Annotated in this window: 20 protein-coding genes; 12 read left to right on the top strand and 8 right to left on the bottom strand. The window is 55.7% G+C overall.

Annotation, left to right across the window (positions count from 1 at the left end):
* A partial coding sequence (locus tag GRPL_RS09385; protein WP_032699751.1) for a M3 family metallopeptidase occupies positions 1-782 on the top strand: 782 nt, incomplete at its 5' end.
* Positions 783-941: 159 nt separating this feature from the next.
* Here GRPL_RS09385 and GRPL_RS09380 read toward each other — a convergent pair.
* A complete protein-coding gene (locus GRPL_RS09380) occupies positions 942-1184 on the bottom strand; it encodes a DinI family protein (RefSeq protein WP_032687533.1) in 243 nt (80 codons plus the stop codon).
* A gap of 383 nt (positions 1185-1567) precedes the next feature.
* Here GRPL_RS09380 and GRPL_RS09375 point away from each other — a divergent pair, with 383 nt between their 5' ends.
* Positions 1568-1798, top strand: coding sequence for a hypothetical protein (locus GRPL_RS09375; protein WP_004862401.1), 231 nt, complete (start codon positions 1568-1570; stop codon positions 1796-1798).
* 108 nt (positions 1799-1906) lie between these two features.
* Here the strand turns inward: GRPL_RS09375 and GRPL_RS09370 are convergent, their stop codons facing one another.
* Positions 1907-2782, bottom strand: a complete 876-nt coding sequence (locus tag GRPL_RS09370) for a broad-spectrum class A beta-lactamase PLA-1 (protein ID WP_032699754.1) — start codon at positions 2780-2782, stop codon at positions 1907-1909.
* Between the two features lie 292 nt (positions 2783-3074).
* Here GRPL_RS09370 and GRPL_RS09365 point away from each other — a divergent pair, with 292 nt between their 5' ends.
* Together GRPL_RS09365 and GRPL_RS09360 are read left to right on the top strand one after the other, a co-directional pair.
* Positions 3075-3338, top strand: coding sequence for a hypothetical protein (locus GRPL_RS09365; protein WP_015584254.1), 264 nt, complete (start codon positions 3075-3077; stop codon positions 3336-3338).
* Between the two features lie 101 nt (positions 3339-3439).
* Positions 3440-4540: an AAA family ATPase gene (locus GRPL_RS09360; RefSeq protein WP_032687536.1), complete on the top strand. Its 1101-nt coding sequence runs from the start codon at positions 3440-3442 to the stop codon at positions 4538-4540.
* 42 nt (positions 4541-4582) lie between these two features.
* Here the strand turns inward: GRPL_RS09360 and GRPL_RS09355 are convergent, their stop codons facing one another.
* Together GRPL_RS09355 and GRPL_RS09350 are read right to left on the bottom strand one after the other, a co-directional pair.
* Positions 4583-5848, bottom strand: a complete 1266-nt coding sequence (locus GRPL_RS09355; protein ID WP_032696111.1) for an MFS transporter — start codon at positions 5846-5848, stop codon at positions 4583-4585.
* Between the two features lie 184 nt (positions 5849-6032).
* Positions 6033-9140, bottom strand: coding sequence for a beta-galactosidase (locus tag GRPL_RS09350; protein WP_032699756.1), 3108 nt, complete (start codon positions 9138-9140; stop codon positions 6033-6035).
* Positions 9141-9361: 221 nt separating this feature from the next.
* On the opposite strand from GRPL_RS09350, the gene GRPL_RS09345 reads away from it, so the two are divergent.
* The 4 genes from GRPL_RS09345 to GRPL_RS09330 all read left to right on the top strand — a co-directional run bounded on the left by GRPL_RS09345 (position 9362) and on the right by GRPL_RS09330 (position 12286).
* Entirely contained in the window at positions 9362-10426 is a 1065-nt protein-coding gene (locus GRPL_RS09345; RefSeq protein ID WP_032696114.1) for a LacI family DNA-binding transcriptional regulator, read from the top strand.
* A gap of 498 nt (positions 10427-10924) precedes the next feature.
* The gene (locus GRPL_RS09340; RefSeq protein WP_046852789.1) at positions 10925-11296 is read left to right on the top strand and encodes a Spy/CpxP family protein refolding chaperone; all 372 of its coding nucleotides are present in this window, start codon (positions 10925-10927) and stop codon (positions 11294-11296) included.
* Between the two features lie 78 nt (positions 11297-11374).
* Entirely contained in the window at positions 11375-11803 is a 429-nt protein-coding gene (locus GRPL_RS09335; protein ID WP_032687540.1) for a glycine zipper 2TM domain-containing protein, read from the top strand.
* Positions 11804-11950: 147 nt separating this feature from the next.
* A complete protein-coding gene (locus GRPL_RS09330; protein ID WP_048619437.1) occupies positions 11951-12286 on the top strand; it encodes a TonB family protein in 336 nt (111 codons plus the stop codon).
* Between the two features lie 172 nt (positions 12287-12458).
* Here GRPL_RS09330 and GRPL_RS27805 read toward each other — a convergent pair whose 3' ends face one another.
* Positions 12459-12623 carry a hypothetical protein gene (locus tag GRPL_RS27805; RefSeq protein WP_155274634.1) on the bottom strand — a complete coding sequence of 55 codons (165 nt, stop codon included), beginning with the start codon at positions 12621-12623 and terminating at the stop codon, positions 12459-12461.
* Positions 12624-12679: 56 nt separating this feature from the next.
* Here GRPL_RS27805 and GRPL_RS09325 point away from each other — a divergent pair, with 56 nt between their 5' ends.
* Positions 12680-13243, top strand: coding sequence for a YagU family protein (locus GRPL_RS09325; RefSeq protein WP_004862371.1), 564 nt, complete (start codon positions 12680-12682; stop codon positions 13241-13243).
* A gap of 56 nt (positions 13244-13299) precedes the next feature.
* On the opposite strand, the gene GRPL_RS09320 is transcribed toward GRPL_RS09325, so the two are convergent.
* Both GRPL_RS09320 and GRPL_RS09315 read right to left on the bottom strand, forming a co-directional pair.
* Positions 13300-14259 carry a YbgA family protein gene (locus GRPL_RS09320; protein ID WP_032699757.1) on the bottom strand — a complete coding sequence of 320 codons (960 nt, stop codon included), beginning with the start codon at positions 14257-14259 and terminating at the stop codon, positions 13300-13302.
* A gap of 217 nt (positions 14260-14476) precedes the next feature.
* Entirely contained in the window at positions 14477-15256 is a 780-nt protein-coding gene (locus GRPL_RS09315; RefSeq protein WP_032687543.1) for a MerR family transcriptional regulator, read from the bottom strand.
* Positions 15257-15384: 128 nt separating this feature from the next.
* Between GRPL_RS09315 and GRPL_RS27810 the strand changes: the two genes are divergently transcribed.
* The 3 genes from GRPL_RS27810 (at position 15385) to GRPL_RS09305 (ending at position 17012) form a co-directional block, all read left to right on the top strand.
* Positions 15385-15531 carry a hypothetical protein gene (locus GRPL_RS27810; protein WP_155274635.1) on the top strand — a complete coding sequence of 49 codons (147 nt, stop codon included), beginning with the start codon at positions 15385-15387 and terminating at the stop codon, positions 15529-15531.
* 91 nt (positions 15532-15622) lie between these two features.
* Entirely contained in the window at positions 15623-16204 is a 582-nt protein-coding gene (locus tag GRPL_RS09310; RefSeq protein WP_032687544.1) for a cytochrome b/b6 domain-containing protein, read from the top strand.
* 295 nt (positions 16205-16499) lie between these two features.
* On the top strand, positions 16500-17012 hold the full coding sequence (locus GRPL_RS09305) for an anti-virulence regulator CigR family protein (protein ID WP_032687546.1): 513 nt from the start codon (positions 16500-16502) through the stop codon (positions 17010-17012).
* 235 nt (positions 17013-17247) lie between these two features.
* Here the strand turns inward: GRPL_RS09305 and GRPL_RS09300 are convergent, their stop codons facing one another.
* Positions 17248-18744, bottom strand: coding sequence for an aminotransferase-like domain-containing protein (locus GRPL_RS09300; protein WP_032699758.1), 1497 nt, complete (start codon positions 18742-18744; stop codon positions 17248-17250).
* Positions 18745-18760 lie beyond the last annotated feature (16 nt).

Consider the following 18760-nt stretch of genomic DNA (forward strand, 5'->3'; position numbering starts at 1 on the left):
GCGGCGGGGCGTGGATGGACGTCTTCGTTGAACAATCCACGCTGCTCGCGCAGCATCCGGTGATTTACAACGTTTGCAATTACCAGAAACCGAAGGCCGGCCACAGCGCGCTGCTCTCCTGGGATGAGGTCATCACCTTATTCCATGAATTTGGTCACGCGCTGCACGGGCTGTTTGCCAGTCAGCGTTATGCCAGTCTGTCGGGGACCAATACGCCGCGTGATTTTGTCGAGTTTCCGTCGCAGATCTATGAGCACTGGGCCAGTCAACCGCAGGTGTTCGCCCACTATGCGCGCCATTATCAGACCGGGGAAGCGATGCCGGATACGCTGCGTGAACGTATGTTACGCGCGGCGAAGTTTAATAAGGGCTATGACATGAGCGAGCTGCTGGCGGCGGCGCTGTTGGATATGCACTGGCATAGCCTCTCGTCGGCAGATATTCCGCGTGATGTCGATAGCTTCGAAGCGCTGGCGTTGCGTCAGGAGCAGATGGACCTCGCCGCGGTGCCGCCGCGCTACCGTAGCAGCTACTTCTCACATATTTTTGGCGGCGGCTATGCCGCGGGCTATTACGCCTACCTGTGGACCCAGATGCTGGCGGACGACGGTTACCAGTGGTTCGTTGAGCACGGCGGCCTGACCCGCGAAAACGGTCAACGCTTCCGCGAGGCGATTTTATCTCGCGGCAATAGTACTGATTTAGCAGAACTTTATCGCCAGTGGCGCGGGCATGATCCACAGATTGAGCCGATGCTGGAAAACCGCGGGCTGAGTGAGTAGAGCAACTTTGTGTCGGAAACAGAACCGGGCCCGGTGCCCGGTTTTATTTATCAGTTTTTCCTTCCCCAAAATCTCTGCTGAATGTCGGCGGCGGCGGTAAAATGTTGTCAGGAGGGGGATAGCTTCACACGCCAGAGACAATGACACTTTCTCTCTCCATCAGTCCTCTACCATCCACATATCAGCCTCCTCAAACATCTCCTGCACAGCACGGCTGATTTGTTCTTTTTCGTGCTTGCTGGCATCGGTGTTAATTGCCGGTAAGGTCATCATCGGCTTTACACGCACATCGGCATCGGGAAATATACGGTGAATTCGCTTCGATAATTCAGCTGCAATCGTCTCTTTCGCACCGGGCAGTCCCTCAAAGTTCCGCTTGTCATAAATCAGTTCCACAAACATATTTCATCCCTCTGCGTTAATTGTTGACGATATTTTTACTGTGGTTGCATACAGTATCAAGTTGAGTGGACGCCGTGAAGGTCAATCGTGCGATGCCGCGATTGTTTCTCGTGCGCCGCTCGCGAAACCGTCAAACAGTTCACCAGCAAAAGACCCGATGTTTAAACGTATCCCGATGTCTGCAAAGAAAATCGCCCGGCTTTTCTCTTTCCAACCTGCAGACCTCTTCCGGCGTTGTCCTCAGTGACGCCCTGCGCCCGGAACGGCGTTGTTAAACAGGTAAATATTAACTCTTTGTAATTAATATTTTTTTTGCTGTTTATTTGCCTCCGCTTAGACGAGAATATCCTCCCCGATAATGAAATGGCTGAAAAGGATCCGCTATGTTAGAAAAATACTTTCAATTTGATGGTGATAGTGGCGACGCGGCTATCGAGAAACATAAACGTTTGCTCGCAGTTCAGGCAGCATTAGAAATTTCAAAAGCCGCCGTCTCTTCATCAACCGCAAATTCCGGTATTCGTAGCCAGATGGATTTACGTAATGTGGCTCAGGAAGTCGCTTCCTTAGCCGATGCCATTCAGGATGCTCTCGAAGGTTACGAGGAAAACTAATCCTCCATCGCTGCGCTGTCTCCACGTCAGGCCTCGCGTTTGCGAGGCTTTTTTACGTCCGGGAGGCATTGTCCGGGGAGTTCCTGTTCGAGACCGCCCGCGGCGCGGCTAGGGTCTGTTCTCGTCTGCGGACCAGTGCCTGATCAGCGTTGCGCCGATGGCCGCAATCTGTTTATTGCGTTCATCCATTGTGGCGGGGGTCCCGGTCAAATAAATCACCACGATGCGCGCAGCTTTACCGTCCGGACCGAGAGCAGCGATGATCCCGCGCGAGCCGCGATTGCCGGCTCCGGTCTTATCGGCAATAAACCAGCCCGCCGGCAGCACCGATCGCAACAGCGGCCCCGCAACTTTGTCCTCTACCATCCAGCGTTGCAACTGCTGCTGCGAGGCGCTGGAAAGCACGCGGCCGGTCAACAGATTTCGCAGTGTCCTGGCCATCGCTTGCGGAGTCGTGGTATCTCGCACGTCGCCCGGCCGCGCTTCATTGAGTTCCGTTTCCCAACGGTCAAGCCGCGAAGTCTGGTCGCCGCTGTGGCGCAGGAAGCTGGTCAGCCCCTGCGGGCCGCCGAGAGTGGTCAACAGCAGGTTTGCCGCCGTATTATCGCTCAGGGTAATGGCGGCAGCGCACAGTTCGCCCACGGTGAGCCCATCGGTAAGATGCTTTTCCGTCACCGGCGAATATTCCACCAGATCCTGCTGCCGGTAATGGATACGGCGATCGAGCTGTTCTTCACCGGCATCGACACGCGACAAGACTGCGCCGCAGAGCAGAACTTTAAAAGTGCTCATCATCGGGAACCGTTCGTCAGAACGATAGCCGGCCAGCAGTTGCCCGGAAGCTAAATCCAGTTCGGCGTAGCCGACCCGGCCCTGAAGCTGGCTTTCGGCTTGTTTAACCGTCGTCACCGTAGCTTGATGCGCCCAACCGGGGAGCGCCAGGGCGGCTAACAATGGGAGAAGGGCGAATCGATATTGACGCATAGCGGAATGGTTCCCTGGGGTTGTGGTACACAAGTCGATCTGGCGGGTTTTGTGGACGTCACGGAAAATAAACAAAAAAATAAAGACAAATAAGAGTTATGAAGATTCACAATTTCTCTTTTTTCCTTCATCATCTGCCAGCTTTTACCAGTAATAATCAATGCTTAGCTCAGTATATGAAAGAGTTTTTTTCATTCGGGCTGGTATGAACTATAAGAATGTACTGAAGGTTGTGTAAATGCTCTACGCCGTCGGCGATCACATATTAACCATTGATCCATCCGGGAGGAACATGGTGGACCCGCTAATCAAGGTCATGCTGGTGGGGGGAAAGGCGGATGGCCTGTTGGTCAGCGTCGCCGGCACGGCGACGGAACTGTCCGTCACCGCCGCGCAGTATGGCGCGAAATCTGGCAATCCGCTGAGCTATCGGATTGTTTCGCAAACGATCGATGACGAACGTTATTTTTTCGGCGTGTTTAGCGAAACCCATGACGATGCCGACAAGCTCAAACGCGTGGCCCTGACCCGAGGCATGAAAAAGTCTCTCCGCTGAGTGCGTCCTTGCCGGACGATTGACCTTCGTCCGGCCTGACCGTGTTATCATTCCCCTTGTTTACCACTGCCGCAGCGCGGAGTTTTTTCATCGGGAGCACCATGATTCACCATATCCGCATACAAAATTTCAGATCGGTCAGGGATATCGAGCTGGAACTGGGCGCGCTCAACATCGTGTTTGGGCCGAATGGCTGCGGCAAGTCCAACATTTACAAAGCCATTCACCTGTTAACCGCCTCCGCGGACGGCAAGTTCTCAAGCTATATCAGTGAGGAGGGCGGCCTGGAAAATGTGATGTGGTCAGGGCGAACGGCAGCGACGGCGCGCCACCCGCGTCGGCTGCAAATTTCCTGTCTGACCGCCGAGTTTGACTACGAGCTCCAGGTGGGTTTCCCGGAAAAGCTGCCTTATCCCACCCAGTTTATGCTCGACCCGATTGTCAAAGAGGAGTCCATCTGGCTGGCGGGATTCTCCCGGCGACCATCCGCCAGGGTTTTGCAGCGCAAAAACCAGGCCGCGTTCCTGCTCGATGTCAACGGCGAGAAAAATACCTTCACCGACACGATTTATGAAAACGAGTCGATCTTTGGCCAGTTGGGCGAGCCGCACCGCTTCCCGGAAGTTTCTCGCGTTCGGGAAACTATGCGCCAGTGGCGCTTCTACCACGAATTTAACATCAGCCGACATTCGGCGCTGCGGCATCCGACGGTAGGTTACCGTTCACCGGTCCTCGACAGCGACGGGCATAATCTTGCCGCCGCTTTTCAGACGATTGTCGAAATTGGCGCCGAAGAGTTGCTGCACGAGATTCTGGCCGCCGCTTTTCCGGAGTGCGCGTTCTTCTGCGAAAACGAAAACTCGCGTTTCTCGATTAAGATGCGGCGCAACGGCGTGTTTCGCCCGCTGCTGGCGGCGGAAATGTCTGACGGCACGCTGCGTTTTTTATGTCTGGCGGTAGCGCTGTTGAGCCCGCGCCCGCCGGCATTCCTGGCAATTAACGAACCGGAAAACAGCCTGCATCGGCAGATGTTCCCGGCGCTGGCCCGGCTGATTGTCGAGGCCTCCCGCTATAGCCAAATCTGGTTGACCAGCCACTCTGCCGAGCTGGCGGCGCTTATCTCCTCACAGGCCGAGAGCCGGATATACGAGCTGGAAAACAGCGACGGCGAGACGCGAATCAAAGCCGCAGCGGCCGGATAATGTTCGCGGCCCGTCTTACGCAACGGGCCGCGAATTTGCGGTTTACGCGGCGTTGTTATAGCCGGCGGTCGGCAGCAGCGTTTTACTGCCTTTCAAGGTGAACAGCGAGATAACGGTAAAGCCCAGGGTAATCGAACCCAGAATCAGATAAGCCTGATGGAAGCCGACGGTGTCGTACATGCGGCCAACCCATGCCGACAGCACGACGCCAGAGAGCTGCTTCGATAAGTTAAAACCGATCAGGAACAGGGTGGCGGACAGTTTCGGGTTAAATGCTGAGGAAATATATTTAAAGGTGCCGACCAGCAGGAACGGAACTTCAAACATATGCAGCATTTTTAAGATAACCACCTCGACCGCCGTCGTGGCGAATGAAGATCCGAGAATACGTACGGACATAATCATCCCGGCGGTTAGCAGCGCATTTTTCGCCCCGATACGGTTCACAATAGCCGGGGCGCAGAACATGATCAGCGCATTCAGCAATTCGCCGCCGGTGGTGACGAAGCCAAAGACTTCGGTTCCGCGCCGCGGGTCGGCAAAAAAGCCTTTAAAAAAATTGGCAAACTGCTGGTCAAATACGTCATAGACGCTGGCAACGCCGACCACATAGATAATAAATCCCCAGAATCGCGGCATTCGCAGCAGCTCGGCGGCGACGCGCAGAGAAAACGCCTGACGGTTTGCGCCTAAGGCATCCATAACCTGGGCGCTGTTGCTGCTTTCCGGACGGGAGAACCACAGCAGCACCCCGAGCACCAGTGCAAAGCCGGAGGCGATCCAGAAGGTGATATTGGGATCAATGCCAAACAAGATGCCGGTGATTGAGGCGCAGAGCGCCCAGCCGACACAGCCAGCAACGCGGACCTTGCCGTATTCGAAACGGTTGGCGCGACTGACTCGCTCGATATAGGCTTCGACCGCGCCGGAACCGCTGGAGAAGACAATGCCCAGATAGAGTCCACCTACCAGCGCCCCGGCGATAATATTGACCTGCAACAGCGGTGAGAAGACAAATATAAAGAACGGGGCAAACAGAATTAATAAGATGGTGATGGTCCACAGCAGGTGTTTACGCAGCCCTAGCTTATCGGATATCAAGCCAAATATCGGTTGGCAAATAATGGCGAACAGCGAAATAGCAGAGAAGACAACCCCGGTTTCCGTTTTAGTTAAATGGTTTACGTCCGCCAGCCATACCGGGAAAAACGGGAAGTAGGCCGACATAATGAAGTAGTAAAAGAAAAAGAACAGCAGGAAATAAATAAAATTATGCCGTTCGCGTGGCGCCAGTTCAGAGAATTTCATAGAGATGTTCCAGTGTTATTATACTCGTCATCATTCCAGCTGCCTGATCCTGGCGGCACGCTGTTCCCTTGGTGATACTCGCCATCCCTGGGCTTCGGCCCGAATTCTGCCCATTTCCGCCACGGTGCATCCCGAATATGCGGGTATAGCCGTTTTAAAGGGGGCGAGAGCCCCCGTTGAGGGTTTAGCGTAAAGACAGTGAGAGCTGGTACTGCCACCGGGTCCCGAGCAGCAGCCACTGCGGCAGCACGCTTGGTGTCCACGAGTCATCGCCGCCGACGCCCATATGCTCGCCGTCGAGGGTGATCCAGACGCCTTTTTCCGCGGCCATCCGGTGCCAGTGGTCGGTTGCCATGAGCTGCTCGGTGCTGTAGGGCTGAACCGAGAAGTGGAAGTCACCGGTCACGTGCCAGCGTCCCCAATCCAGCGCTTTGTTGTCGCAGCGCAGGCCGTTTTCCGTCGGGAAAATATAGGGCGTGCTCATCGCTTCCAGCGGAAGCTGCCAGCGGGCGAAACAGGCGCTGCTCTTCCGGTCAGGGTAGTTTTCATGCGGCCCGTAGCCGAGCCACGAGACCGGCGACTGCTGGTCTGGGACCTGGAAGTGGAGGCCCACGCGTGGCAGCGGCGGCAGCGTGCCGGCCCGCTCTCCGCTCACCGCCAGATGCAGATGGCCATCGCTATCAAAAGTCATCCGCCACTGGCTGACGATGACCACTTCGTCGCCGCGCAGATAGTGCCAGCGGCTGTCGACGATGGTCTCATGTGCCAGGCGCTGCGCGGTGCAGCGAACGCAGCGCGCGTCGAGCGCATAAAGTCCGGCGCTTTTCCAGCGCTCAACCCAGGCGTTGGGGTCGATACGATCCGTTTCGCTCACGCCGATATCGTTGTCCAGCGGAGCGCGAACGAACTGGTCGCGCAGCGGAGACAGCAACTGCTCTGCGCCTTCCGCCAGCCAGTGAGTTAACAAGCCGCTCTGACGATCGATAACCCATTGCTGAGATCCCTGACGGACGGTGAAGCTCTCATCATCGATGGTCAGCTCCGGTGCCGGTCCGACGGCGGCGGGTGCGGGTAAGGCCAGCGGGGCGGCAAGGGAGAACTGCGCCCAGGCCACGCGGTGCCCGGCGTCAGACCACGCCGTCGCCTGCGGCTGGACAACTTCCAGCGTCAGCCAGACCTCTCTGGCGCCTGCCGGCAAGGTCAGGCCGTCGCATAAGGTAAAATCTTCCTGGCCCTGCGGCGCGAGGTTCAACGCCAGGCTGCCGCTGGCCACGGTTTCACCGGCGGACTGCACCTGCCAGTTCAGCACTTCATTATCGGTGGCGCGGAACAGGTATTCGCTCGCCACACCGATCCGCAGCGGGGACTGCGCCAGCAGGGAAAACTGGAAATATTGCTGGGCATGTTTCGCTTCAATCAGCGAAGGATGAGGACGGCGATCCGGGAATACCAGCCCGTTCATGCAGAACTGCCGGTCGTTTGGCGTGTCGCCAAAATCCCCGCCGTAGGCCCAGCCCACGCTGCCGTCCTCGAAGGTCTTTTCAATTGCCTGATCTGCCCAGTCCCAGATAAAGCCGCCCTGCAGGCGCGGATATTCGCGGAAAGCCTGCCAGTAATCGGCAAAATTACCGAGGCTGTTGCCCATCGCGTGAGCGTATTCGCAGAGAATCAGCGGTCGCTGTTCGCCGGGCAGGCCAATCCACTTTTTAATGCTCCATTTCGGCACTGCCGGAATCAGCTGATCGCGTTCCACGCGGGCGTACATCGGGCAGATAATATCGGTCGCCGTGCTGTCGGCGCCGCCGCCTTCGTACTGGACCGGACGCGTAGGATCTTCGCGTTTCAGCCAGTGATACATGGCTTCATGGTTCGCACCGCAGCCGGACTCGTTCCCCAGCGACCAGATAATAATCGACGGATGGTTACGGTGGCTTTGCAACATCCGGGTGACGCGGGCGCTGTAGGCCGGCAGCCAGGCCGGATCGTCGGACAGGCGGTTCATTGGCACCATGCCATGGGTTTCGATGTTCGCCTCATCGACCACGTACAGGCCGTAGCGGTTGCACAGCTCATACCAGCGTGCGGCGTTGGGATAGTGCGAACAGCGCACGGCGTTAAAGTTATTCTGCTTCATCAGCAGAATGTCCTGCAGCATATCCTCTTCGGTCACCACCTGGCCGCGCTGGTGGTGGTGCTCATGGCGGTTCACCCCGCGGATCAGCAGCGGTTTGCCGTTGAGCAGCAGCAGGCCGTTGCTGATCTCTACCCGGCGAAAGCCGATGTCCCAGGCTTCAGCTTCAACCAGCTCTTCGCCGTGCCACAGGGCAACCACGGTACGATAGCAGTGGGGCGTTTCCGCGCTCCATTGCCGCGGTTTTTCCACCGCCAGGACCAGCGTTGCCCGTTCGGCATAATGGCCCCGTTCATCAACTGGCGCAGAACCTGGGCGCTGGCGCTGGCGGGCAACCAGCTGTTCGCCATCCCACAGGCTGACTTCTGCCACCAGCCCGGCCAACTGCGCATCAGCGGCGGCGATGGCCAGATTAACCTGCAGTTCACCATCGCGATACAGCGCATCCAGCTGCGGGGAAATCTGCACGTCGCTCAGGTGCTGCTTCGGTTTGTTCAGCAGCCACACCGAGCGGAAAATCCCGCTCATGCGCCACATATCCTGATCTTCCAGCCAGCTGCCTGCGCTCCAGCGCAGGACCATCACGCACAGGCGGTTGTCGCCCGCCCGTAGATAGGGGGTCAGGTCGAAAGCAGCCGGCAGCCGGCTATCCTGGGAGTAACCGACCCATACGCCGTTACACCACAGATGAAACGCGGAGTTAACGCCGTCAAAAATAATTTGCGTCAGGCCATCGGCCAGCCAGTTTTGCTCCAGCGTGACGTTTAGCGAGTACAGGCCGGTCGGGTTCTCTTCCGGGACACGCGGTGGCGTCGTCTCGATGGGATAGCGGACGTTGGTATAGATCGGTGCGTCGTAGCCTTCCATCTGCCAGTTAGAGGGCACGGGGGTGCAGCGGCTGGTTTCGAGATCGCGCTCGATCCAGCGGCTATCGACGGCAAACGGGCTGGGGGACCAGCAAAATTGCCACAGCCCGTCGAGCAGGCGGAGGCGGTCGGAGGGGCGGTTGTCCCGGGCGTCGTCGAGCGATCGCCAGCTGGCAAACGTGGGGTGAGCCGCTAAACGATTAAGGTGAGTAATGGTCTGATTTTGCCAGTCTTCACGGGCCAGTACATCGTGAAACGTCAACGAGCGAACCGCGTTTGAGTCATGTTGTTGCATAGGCATACCTGACGGATAAGTGAAAAAAATGTCATTCGCTAGACAAGGATGATGCCGTTATCAGATATTTTCTATCAGGCCGCAATACTGGCGAAAATGAAACCGACTCACGATCACGAAACTTCAGAATCAGAGCTGATTTTTGTCGTCAGTTAGACATAAAATGTTAGCGGACGACATTTGGCGTATTCAGACTGATTTTGCACAGAGAGGGGGGGATTATGCAGCGGCGTTCGGCAACCTTAGATGATGTGGCACACGAGGCCGGCGTTTCGCAACAAACGGTCTCCCGGGTACTGAATCGTCCCGATGTGGTCTCCGCGCGAACTCGCGAGAAAGTGATCCGCGCGATGCAGGCGCTGCATTATGTTCCCAACCGATCGGCGCAGCTGCTGGCGGGGAAAGCGGCACCTTCAATCGGGCTGATTACGGCGTCGCTGACGCTGCACGCGCCATCACAAATCGCGTCGGCGGTGAAAAGCCATGCCGGGGCTCATCAGCTGGAAGTGTCCATCGCCATGCCCGAACGCAGCGATTACGCTTCACTTCAGACCCGGCTGGATGAGTTTCGCGCTCAGCATATTCGCGGCGCGATTATCAGCCTGCCGCTGGAGAGCAGCATCGCGGAACGGCTGGTGCAGGAAAACCCCGATATCGCCTGTCTGTTTCTTGATGTGTCACCGGAGACGGAAGTCTCCTGCGTGCGTTTTGATCATCGTGATGGCTGCGGCGCCTGCGTGCGGCATCTCTGGGAGCTCGGCCATCGCGATTTTGGCCTGCTGGCCGGTCCGGAAAGCTCGGTCTCTGCCCGGTTGCGCCTCGGTAGCTGGCGGGAGACATTGCATCGCCTGGGCGTGAGCCAGGCCGTGACGGTATTTGGCGACTGGAGCGCCGCCAGCGGCTGGCAGAAAACCTTTGAACTGCTCCACCTGCAGCCACGGATCAGCGCCATCGTTGTGGCTAATGACCAGATGGCATTAGGGGTACTCAGCGCGCTGGCGCAGCTTAATCGTACCGGCAACAGTGCCGTTTCGGTCACCGGCTATGACGATACGGCGGACAGTCTTTACTTTCAGCCGCCGCTGACGACCGTGGCGCAAAACTTCGATCTGCTTGGTAAACGGGCGGTGGAGCTGCTGACCCAGCAGATGGCGGCGCCGCAGGTGCCGATCCGCGAACTGCTCCCCACCCGATTGATCGTCCGCCAGTCAACCTGGCCTCGTGAGGGGGAATATTCCCGCGATCCGCTGATTGCGCAGCTCAAAGCGCTGGTGGATAAACTGTAAGCGGACGTCGGTTTAACTTTCATTGAAGATAACTATGCTAGCGTATGGCCAGGCGTAGAAGGAGAGGGAAAATGCCTCTACGTAAAATGCAAAACACAATCTATCCATGCAAGCATTTATTCACCGCCAGCTATCTGGCGGTTTTTTTTTGCCGCCATTCCCGCCTCAGCTATCGCTATTTTGTTTTATTCTGCAACTTGTCCATTAAACGTACACTGAGAAGAATAAAAGCGCTGTTTAGCAAGGCGGCGGTGCGGCGACTCTCGCGGGTTATAGTTTTTCACCCAGCATAAAATGCTGCTGAAGAGGGGCGGAGTATCCCGCTCTCCGTGCCGGTAAAAATGGCGCTATGTCCAGCGGATTATGATCCAAATTTAAATTTAACTCTTTGTTACAGAAGGCTTTCAATTTGATCGTAATAATCAAATCTCTTGTTTTGCACATTAAGGATAATTGATTGTGAATAAACTTTTCCGTAACACCCTGCTTGCCGTGGCGATGACCGCGGGTTTCTCCATGGCCGCTCAGGCAGCCACCGCTGACGAAGTACCGCCGGTTTCTCAGGACCCGGTGGTGCAGCACCTTAAGCTGAGTAACGATCAGGTGACAAAAATTAAGGGTCTGCATCAGGAGTTTGAAACCAACGTCAACAATATCAAAATCGAAGGTTTCAAAGATGGCGCGCTGATCGATGTTATCCAGTCCGGCAAGTGGGATGAGGCGAAAGTGAAACAACAGCTGGCTGCTTTTGGACAATTAGATCAGCAGGTCCGTTACTACCGCGTGAAATACTATTTTGGCGTCAACCAGGTGCTGACCCCGGAACAGCGTACCCAGGTTAAAAAAGATCTCCAGGAAGCGCTGAATTAATTTCGAACCCGCCAGCAATGGCGGGATTCTCTTTTTGCAGGATCGCATCACCAGCGACAGAATGAAAAATGAGCCATTATGAAGAGATTCCTGTTCATCGCTCTCGGCTTTCTCGCCTTTACCTGCCAGCCCGGCTTTGCGGGTAGCAAAACCGTGGTGGATTACGGCGTTGTGCAGCAAAGTCAAATCATCACCCGCGAGACTCGCAGTCAGCCGCTGCGAACGCTTGCCGCCGGCGCGGTTGGCGGTGCTATTGGCCACCAGTTTGGTAACGGGAGCGGGCAAACGGCGATGACGGCGGTGGGCGCGGTTGCCGGAGCCAGCGCTTCGCATCACCGGCAAACGCAGCGCCAGGCCGCCCGGCAGATCGAACTGACGATCAAAACGCAATCTGGCCAGCTAATCCAGGTGCTGCAGCCAGATGATGGTCGACTGACCTTCAATAAAGGCGATAAGGTTCGCATCCTGACCTCCGGTGCAAATACCAACGTTGATAAATCCGTGTAACCCGCAGGCCGCCTGCGGATAGAGGCAGGCGGCCTCTCTCTTTGCCGCTTGCCGGTTACGCCTTCACTGCGCATAAAAAGAGGAAAAAATCCTCTGAGCATCAGCCTCTTGTGATAGTATTGAGAATTATTATCAATATGGAAGCTGATGATGAAAATATCCAGGGCCTTTCTGTTTGCCGGCTGCTGCCTGATATCCGCCTGCACCAGCCAGATGAAAGGAGTTGCGCCTGAGCAGCTGGTCTCCACGCCACCCGTTTATCCCTATTACGCTCTGGCCAACCATCTTGATGGGGAAGTGAAGATCCGTTTTGATGTTGGCGCCAACGGTAAAGTGGAGAAAATGTGGATATTAACCTCTGAACCACAGCACCTCTTCGATGATGCCGTCATTTCCGCCGTGGCAAAATGGCGTTTTGAGAGCAATAAGCCCTATAAGGGAATGACCAAAACCATCCGCTTTAAATTAAACAATGCCGGTTAGCGTTAATTCGGCAGCCGATCTTTCTGTTCTACGTTCACCCGGAATTGTTCAGGATCTCTTTGCCGTTGGTCGTCCTTTGTCATTCAGGCAAAACATCGGCGTGCCGGGATAGCGAGGGCAAAGACGAGGGCCAGAACGGCTGGATTCCCCGAAGTCACTTCACGGTTGTGCGCTAATTTGCCGCTATTTTTGCAATAAAAATAAGGCCGATGGCGACTTTTTGCGGCGAGAAACGTATGCCGTGAGAAGGTAAAGCATTGACCTGACGAGCAAAGAGATACGAATAAAAATTGTTCTCATAGACAAAAGTGTGATCGCGATCAATATGACCAGCCATGAGTAACATTAAACATAGCTAATGTATTCATTCTAAAAATAATCAGGTGGTATTCGATGGCTATCAAGGACTTCTTTGCACAAACGGAACCCGGACGCCGACGTTATGGCGTGGCAACAGGCGTGGGGATTATCGCAGGTATTATGTCGGCATTTGTGAAGTGGGGGGCCGAAGTTCCGTTACCGCCCCGTACTTTCTCCGGCGGCAGGGATGAGTTTAACCCGCCCTATCTTTTTTTACGTGATTACCTGGGGATTGATCCTACTCACACCGTTTATACCTTCTCAGAACACATCATCAATCCGGTGATGGTGACACATATTATTTTCTCGCTGGTATTTGCCATTGGCTATTGCGTGGTGGCAGAAGTTTTCCCCAAAGTAAAACTATGGCAGGGGGTATGGGCGGGTATCGTCGCCACTATCGCCGTTCACTGGATCTCTTTCCCTTTATTAGGTCTGACGCCTTCTCTGCTTAATATCCCCGCCGACGAATATATTTCGGAACTGGTCGGGCATATTTTCTGGTTCTGGGCGATAGAGATGATCCGTCGCGATCTGCGAAACCGCATCACTCATGAACCTGATGCCGAAGTTCCGCTGAATTCACCGTTCAGATAATTGCCGCAAAAGCGACAGCAATGACGGGCTCGCGACGGCGGGCCCGTTTTACGTCATCAGAGGAGTCTCAGGCGCAGACCTAAATCCTGTGGATAGGGGTTAAAGTAGTTTTGCGTCAGCAAATAGCGGTCCGGAAATTCGCCCAGGTAGTGTTTGAGCAATGTCATCGGCGCGAGTATTGGCAGCAAACCGGCGCGATAGTTGAGGATCACCTCGCGAAGTTCGCCGCGCTGGCGGCTACTGAGCCGTTCGCGGAAGTAGCCCTGGATATGCATCAGCACGTTGGTATGGTTTTTCCGCGAAGCGGGTTGTTTCAGAATGGCCATCAGCTTAGTGCGATACGCGACAAAGAAGGCATCCAGATCTTCCCACTGATGAAGGGAGGCAACGAAAGGCCCAATTTCGCGATAGCCCGCCTGGTCATGCGCCAGCAGCTGCAGCTTGTACTGGCTATGGTAGTCCAGGAGAGCACGACGGCTGAGTCCCTGCGCGCGCAGGGTATTCAACTGGTGCAGAGCGAAGACGCGCTCGACAAAGTTTTCCCGCAGCACCGGATCGTGCAGGCGGCCATCCTCTTCTACGGGCAGCCACGGGTAGTGCGTGAGCAATTGCTGCGTGAAAAGACCCACTCCTTCTTTACGCCCGCGGTTACCGTTTTCGTCATACAGCCGCACGCGCTCCATACCGCAGCTGGGCGATTTCGCACAGACCACAAAGCCAGAGAGGGCGTCCACGCTGGGGAGAAATGAGCGGGTAAATTCGGCCATTTTCTCCGTCACATCATCGTGGGGCGTTTGGCTAAAACGCATCTCAATGGTCCCTTCGGTGGTGTGCACCAGACGAAGGGCCGGGCGAGGCGCGGGCAGGCCAATGGCCATCTCCGGACAGACGGGTTTGAAGGCGACCCAATCCGCCAGTTCATCCATGACAAAGCCCATCCGTTTATGTCCACCGTCAAAGCGTACGGCGGAGCCGGTTAAACATGCGCTGATGCCGACCGCGGGTTGCGTGTTCATGGTGCCATCCTCATGATTGCATTGGTTGTAGGAACAACAGGAGCCGCGTCGGTTGCCGGGCCGCGCGACGTCTTCACATACCTAAAACTTACACAATAACTAATATTTGTCCAAGTATTGGCGAGGATATTTATTATTATTTATTTAATTCATGAAGTTATATTTGACGATTTTTACCGGCCCTTTCCGTCAGGCGATGTGGAAAAGCGCGGAGGACTCAATCTCCTTGAGCCGTATCGGCGGCCGCTTCCGGCGAGGCATCGCCGCAGGAGAGGGAGATAACGTCGAGGGCATTGACCTGCTGCCGCCAGCATGCAATCTGTTTTTTGCGGGCTGCGGTCAGTTTTCCGGAGGTGACCAGCAGCCAGTTGCGCTGCGGGAAAACCTCGGGCGCCAGAGCCGCCGGCGGGACGGGAAGGAGATCGATACGCTGGCCCTGGCCGCTACGGGCGAGGGCCTCCAGCCAGATTTCGCAGGGGTCGGAGAGATGCCAGCCGGTTATCAGCCAGTTATCTCCCGGCGCTTTTTTGTCGCCTTCGAGGCAAAACGAGGTATAGGCGATAATGATCCCGTCAAGGATTTCGCGCAGCGTCATCACCGTCGGGATGCGGGCAGACAGTTTACCGCGTAGCGGACGCAATACTTTCGTTACCAGCTCCGGGCGAGGGGACTCGCGGCCTGAATCGTAGATCAGCTGGCGCAGGGCATCGATTTTACCCTCCTTAAGCCGCTGCAGCATGGTTTCCTGCAGGTTTAACCAGTTGTCAGTACGCCTCGTGACGGGGCTATCCAGCAGAGGTTTCACCTGGCTGACGGGAACGCCTTTTTGAATCCAGTCGAGAATTTTGAGCGCCTGCTGAACATCATCATCGCTGTACAGACGGTGTCCACCCTCTGTACGCCGCGGTTTGAGCAGACCATATCGACGCTGCCAGGCGCGAAGCGTGGTGGGGTTAATCCCGCAAAGCCGGGCAAATTCACCGATGGAGTAAGACATGAAGGAGACCTGAAAAGAGAGGATAGTCCCAATATACTATGAATCATTGCCGGGTAAATGTTAAATGACTACGGCCGCGTAGCCCTGGGCGGTCGCTGCTATCGCGCAGATGATATCAGGCTCCGGTCATGCCGCCGAACGGCGTTATTTCAGCGTTCGCGACGACGTCAAATGCCTCTTTCCGCGACCGCTTTGGCGTCGACTCCAGGCACCCGTCGGCCACCGGTGTTCGCGAACAACCGCAGGCGCGTCCCGCGGATCCTGAAATGGAATAAATTGATAACTTCAGTGTGGTTTTAAGGTTTCGTTAATTAACCGCAACGATACTGATGAAATCAACCTTCCCGTAAACAACATGGTTAAATGATGAAAGACCGGTTATGTAATGCGCTTCCTCACCGCGACACCCCTTTTTTTCGTGCGCTACATATCAGCGTAGCGGTATTGGTTTTATTGCAGATTATTAACTCTGACTTTACTGAAAGCGAGGCCCTCGGCGACGTTAACCTGGCTGGGTTCATGACATGGTTTCATGTTATCTCTGGATTTACATTGATTGCTCTGGGTATTGTGATGCTTATCTGGATGCTGACACAGCGTGGTTTTCATTACTATTTTGCCTGGCTGACGCTCGATTTTCGCGGCATGGCTGCCGATCTCAAGACGCTGATTGCATTGCGTCTACCTGACGCGCATGCCGGGGGAGTGGCGGCATTCATTCAGGGACTGGGTGTTCTGGCACTGCTGGGCGTGGCTTTGTGTGGCGGGCTCTGGTTTGTGCTGAATACCGCGTTTGGTCCATCCTCTGCGCTGGCACATGATGTTCTGGGCTTGCATAGATTCCTGACCGTATTCATTGAGACTTATTTCTGGGCCCACGGAGCCATGGGATTACTGCATATTTTCCTCAAAGTCCGCAGTCAAAGGAATAACCCGGTGACGGAATAATTATGTTAGCGAGAGAGCGGCTGCATTATTGTGCCCGACAAATGCCGATGTCTTGTACTGTATTTCTCAAATAACCGTTCTCCCGGCACTCAAACCGCCGTCAGGACTTTACCTGGCGGCCATCTGGAATGCTGAACTTTTCTTTCCGGTGAATGATGCCGGTTCATTCTCTGAAGGCACGATGGGAGATGATGCGGGTTGCAACATCTGCCAAAAATAAGAAAACATGAAATTGTTAAGGGTATAGCTTTGTCATATGTTTAAAGTGTCCACGTAATCTTAAGGAACCGTCATCATGTTTAAGCGTCGCACTCTCAAAACTGCACTTGCGGCGGTTATATCGCTTGTCGTTGTTGCTGCACCGGTTTATGCAAACCCAGGAAATGGAAATGGCGGTGGGCATGGCAATGGGGGGAGTAACCACGGGAACAGCGGCAATCATGGCAACAGCGCAGACCATAGCAACAAAGGCCAGGGGAATGGGAAGTCTGGTGAGGATCATGGCAACCGCAAGAACTACGGAAAACCAGACCACGTTGACTCCGATATCAGCTTCTCGCGGGCGCGCTCCCTGGCAGTCAATTATGGTCTGGTGGGTTATAAGGCGCTCCCCCCGGGTATCGCGAAGAATTTAGTCCGCGGCAAACCGTTGCCTCCGGGGATTGCGAAGAAAACGCTCCCGGCATCCATGATTAACGATTTACCGTATTATCCAGGATATGAATGGCGTGCGGTTGGCGATGATTTGGTGCTGGTCGCATTAAGTACGGCAATCGTGACATCAATTATTAATGGTGTTTTTGACTAACGCTAACCTGTTTACTCTGAGGCCCCGCAAATGCGGGGCCTTTTTATCGGCGAAAGCTGCACAGGGCAGACAGGGCAAAGCGTCTTACGAGCGGCTGAATTTGTCTTCATCAGGTTAATGGAGACCTCTCGCTAACGTCCGCCCCCGGCACAAGGCTGGTATCGTGAACCGAGCAAGCATTTAGCCTCTGGCGCCTTCACAGGATGGATTCGCTGACTGCAGAACACTTCCGCTGTCAATGTCCCGCGGCCAACTCATGGCACAAAAGACCGAGTTGTTCCACGGCATTCAACAGATGGCGGGTGGGTTCATTCGCACCGTTCAAGCGCAGGAAGTTTTTCAGTTCTGCCGCCCCCGGGGAAAACAACGGGCCCGGACTGACACCAATGCCAAGGGCGAGTGCGCGACGATGTACCTCCAGCGCATCTATCTGTGACGGGAGTGTTACCCAAATCAGAAAACCGGCTTCCGGGGCGGCTACCCGCGTGCCCGGTGGGAAGCTTGTTTCAACCTTTGCGATGATAGCCTGTATCCCTTGCGCAATGTGGAGCTTCAGGTGCCGCAGATGCCTGTCATAATCACCGCTGGCCAGGATCTCGTTCGCCGCGGCTTCAATCAGCGGCGCGCCGGCCCACTCTCCGGCCATTCGGGCCTGCAATACCGTTGAGTGATAGCGTCCGGCTGCAATCCAGCCAATTCTCCAGCCCGGCGCCAGGGTTTTAGACAGCGAGCTGCAATAAATAACATTTCCGCACCTGTCGAAGGCTTTACACGCAGGCGGACGCTGCGCATCACCGGCCAGATCGCCATACACATCGTCCTCAATTAAAGGGATGCCCTTACTGGCAAGCAGAGCCACCAGATCCCGCTTGCGGGCGACGGGCATACTGGCTCCTGACGGATTCTGCACCGTGGGTGAGGCAAGAACGGCTGCAGGACGGTGGCGCTGAATGGCTTCTTCAAGTGGCGCTAACAGTAACCCTTCAACAGGATCAGTGGGGATCTGCAATGCCTTCAGCCCCAGATCCTCCAACAGCAGGAGCGTGCCGAAGTAGGCCGGCTGCTCAATCGCCACGGCATCGCCCGGCCGGCACACGGCGCGAAGAGCCAGACGCAGCGCCTGGGTAGCGCCTGCGGTGATGATAAGGTCATCCGCGCCAAAAAGAGCCCCCCATTGTGCCGCGCGTGCGGCAATCTTTCTGCGCAGGTCTGCTCTTCCCGGGGGCAGGCTGTAGCTCTGCCCGCGCGCATCAAGCCGACGACCTGCCGTCTGCAATGCCCTGTGCAGAGTATCTACGGGAAGCCAGGCGGGATCGGGTAGCGCGGCGCCAAGCGGGACCAGGCGCGCCTCCGCGCTCCCGAACAGGGATCTGGCAATGGCGGACATGGTCACCGGCACGGGTACGGGGACAGAAGCGGTGCTCTGCGTCTCCCCGGCGGGAATTATCTGGCGGACAAAGTAACCTGAACGTGGGCGCGCGATAATCAGACCTTCCGCCTCCAGGCAACGTAGTGCTTCCAGCGCCGTGGGGAGACTGACCTGCTCGCGCTCGGCCAGTTTACGCGCGGAGATAATCCGATCTCCCGTTCGCAAAGCGCCTGAAGTCAGAGTCAGCCGCAGCATTTCGGCTATTCGGCGGTAGTGGGGAGTCGGCGGGGATGGCTCGGACATCGTAATCTGTATAGTCTGATTTTTGATAAATCTGACTATACAGGCGATACGAGGCGCCATCTATAGTGTGTGCCAC

It is taken from the genome of Klebsiella planticola ATCC 33531 (genome assembly GCF_000735435.1).
Taxonomy (GTDB): Bacteria; Pseudomonadota; Gammaproteobacteria; order Enterobacterales; family Enterobacteriaceae; genus Klebsiella; species Klebsiella planticola.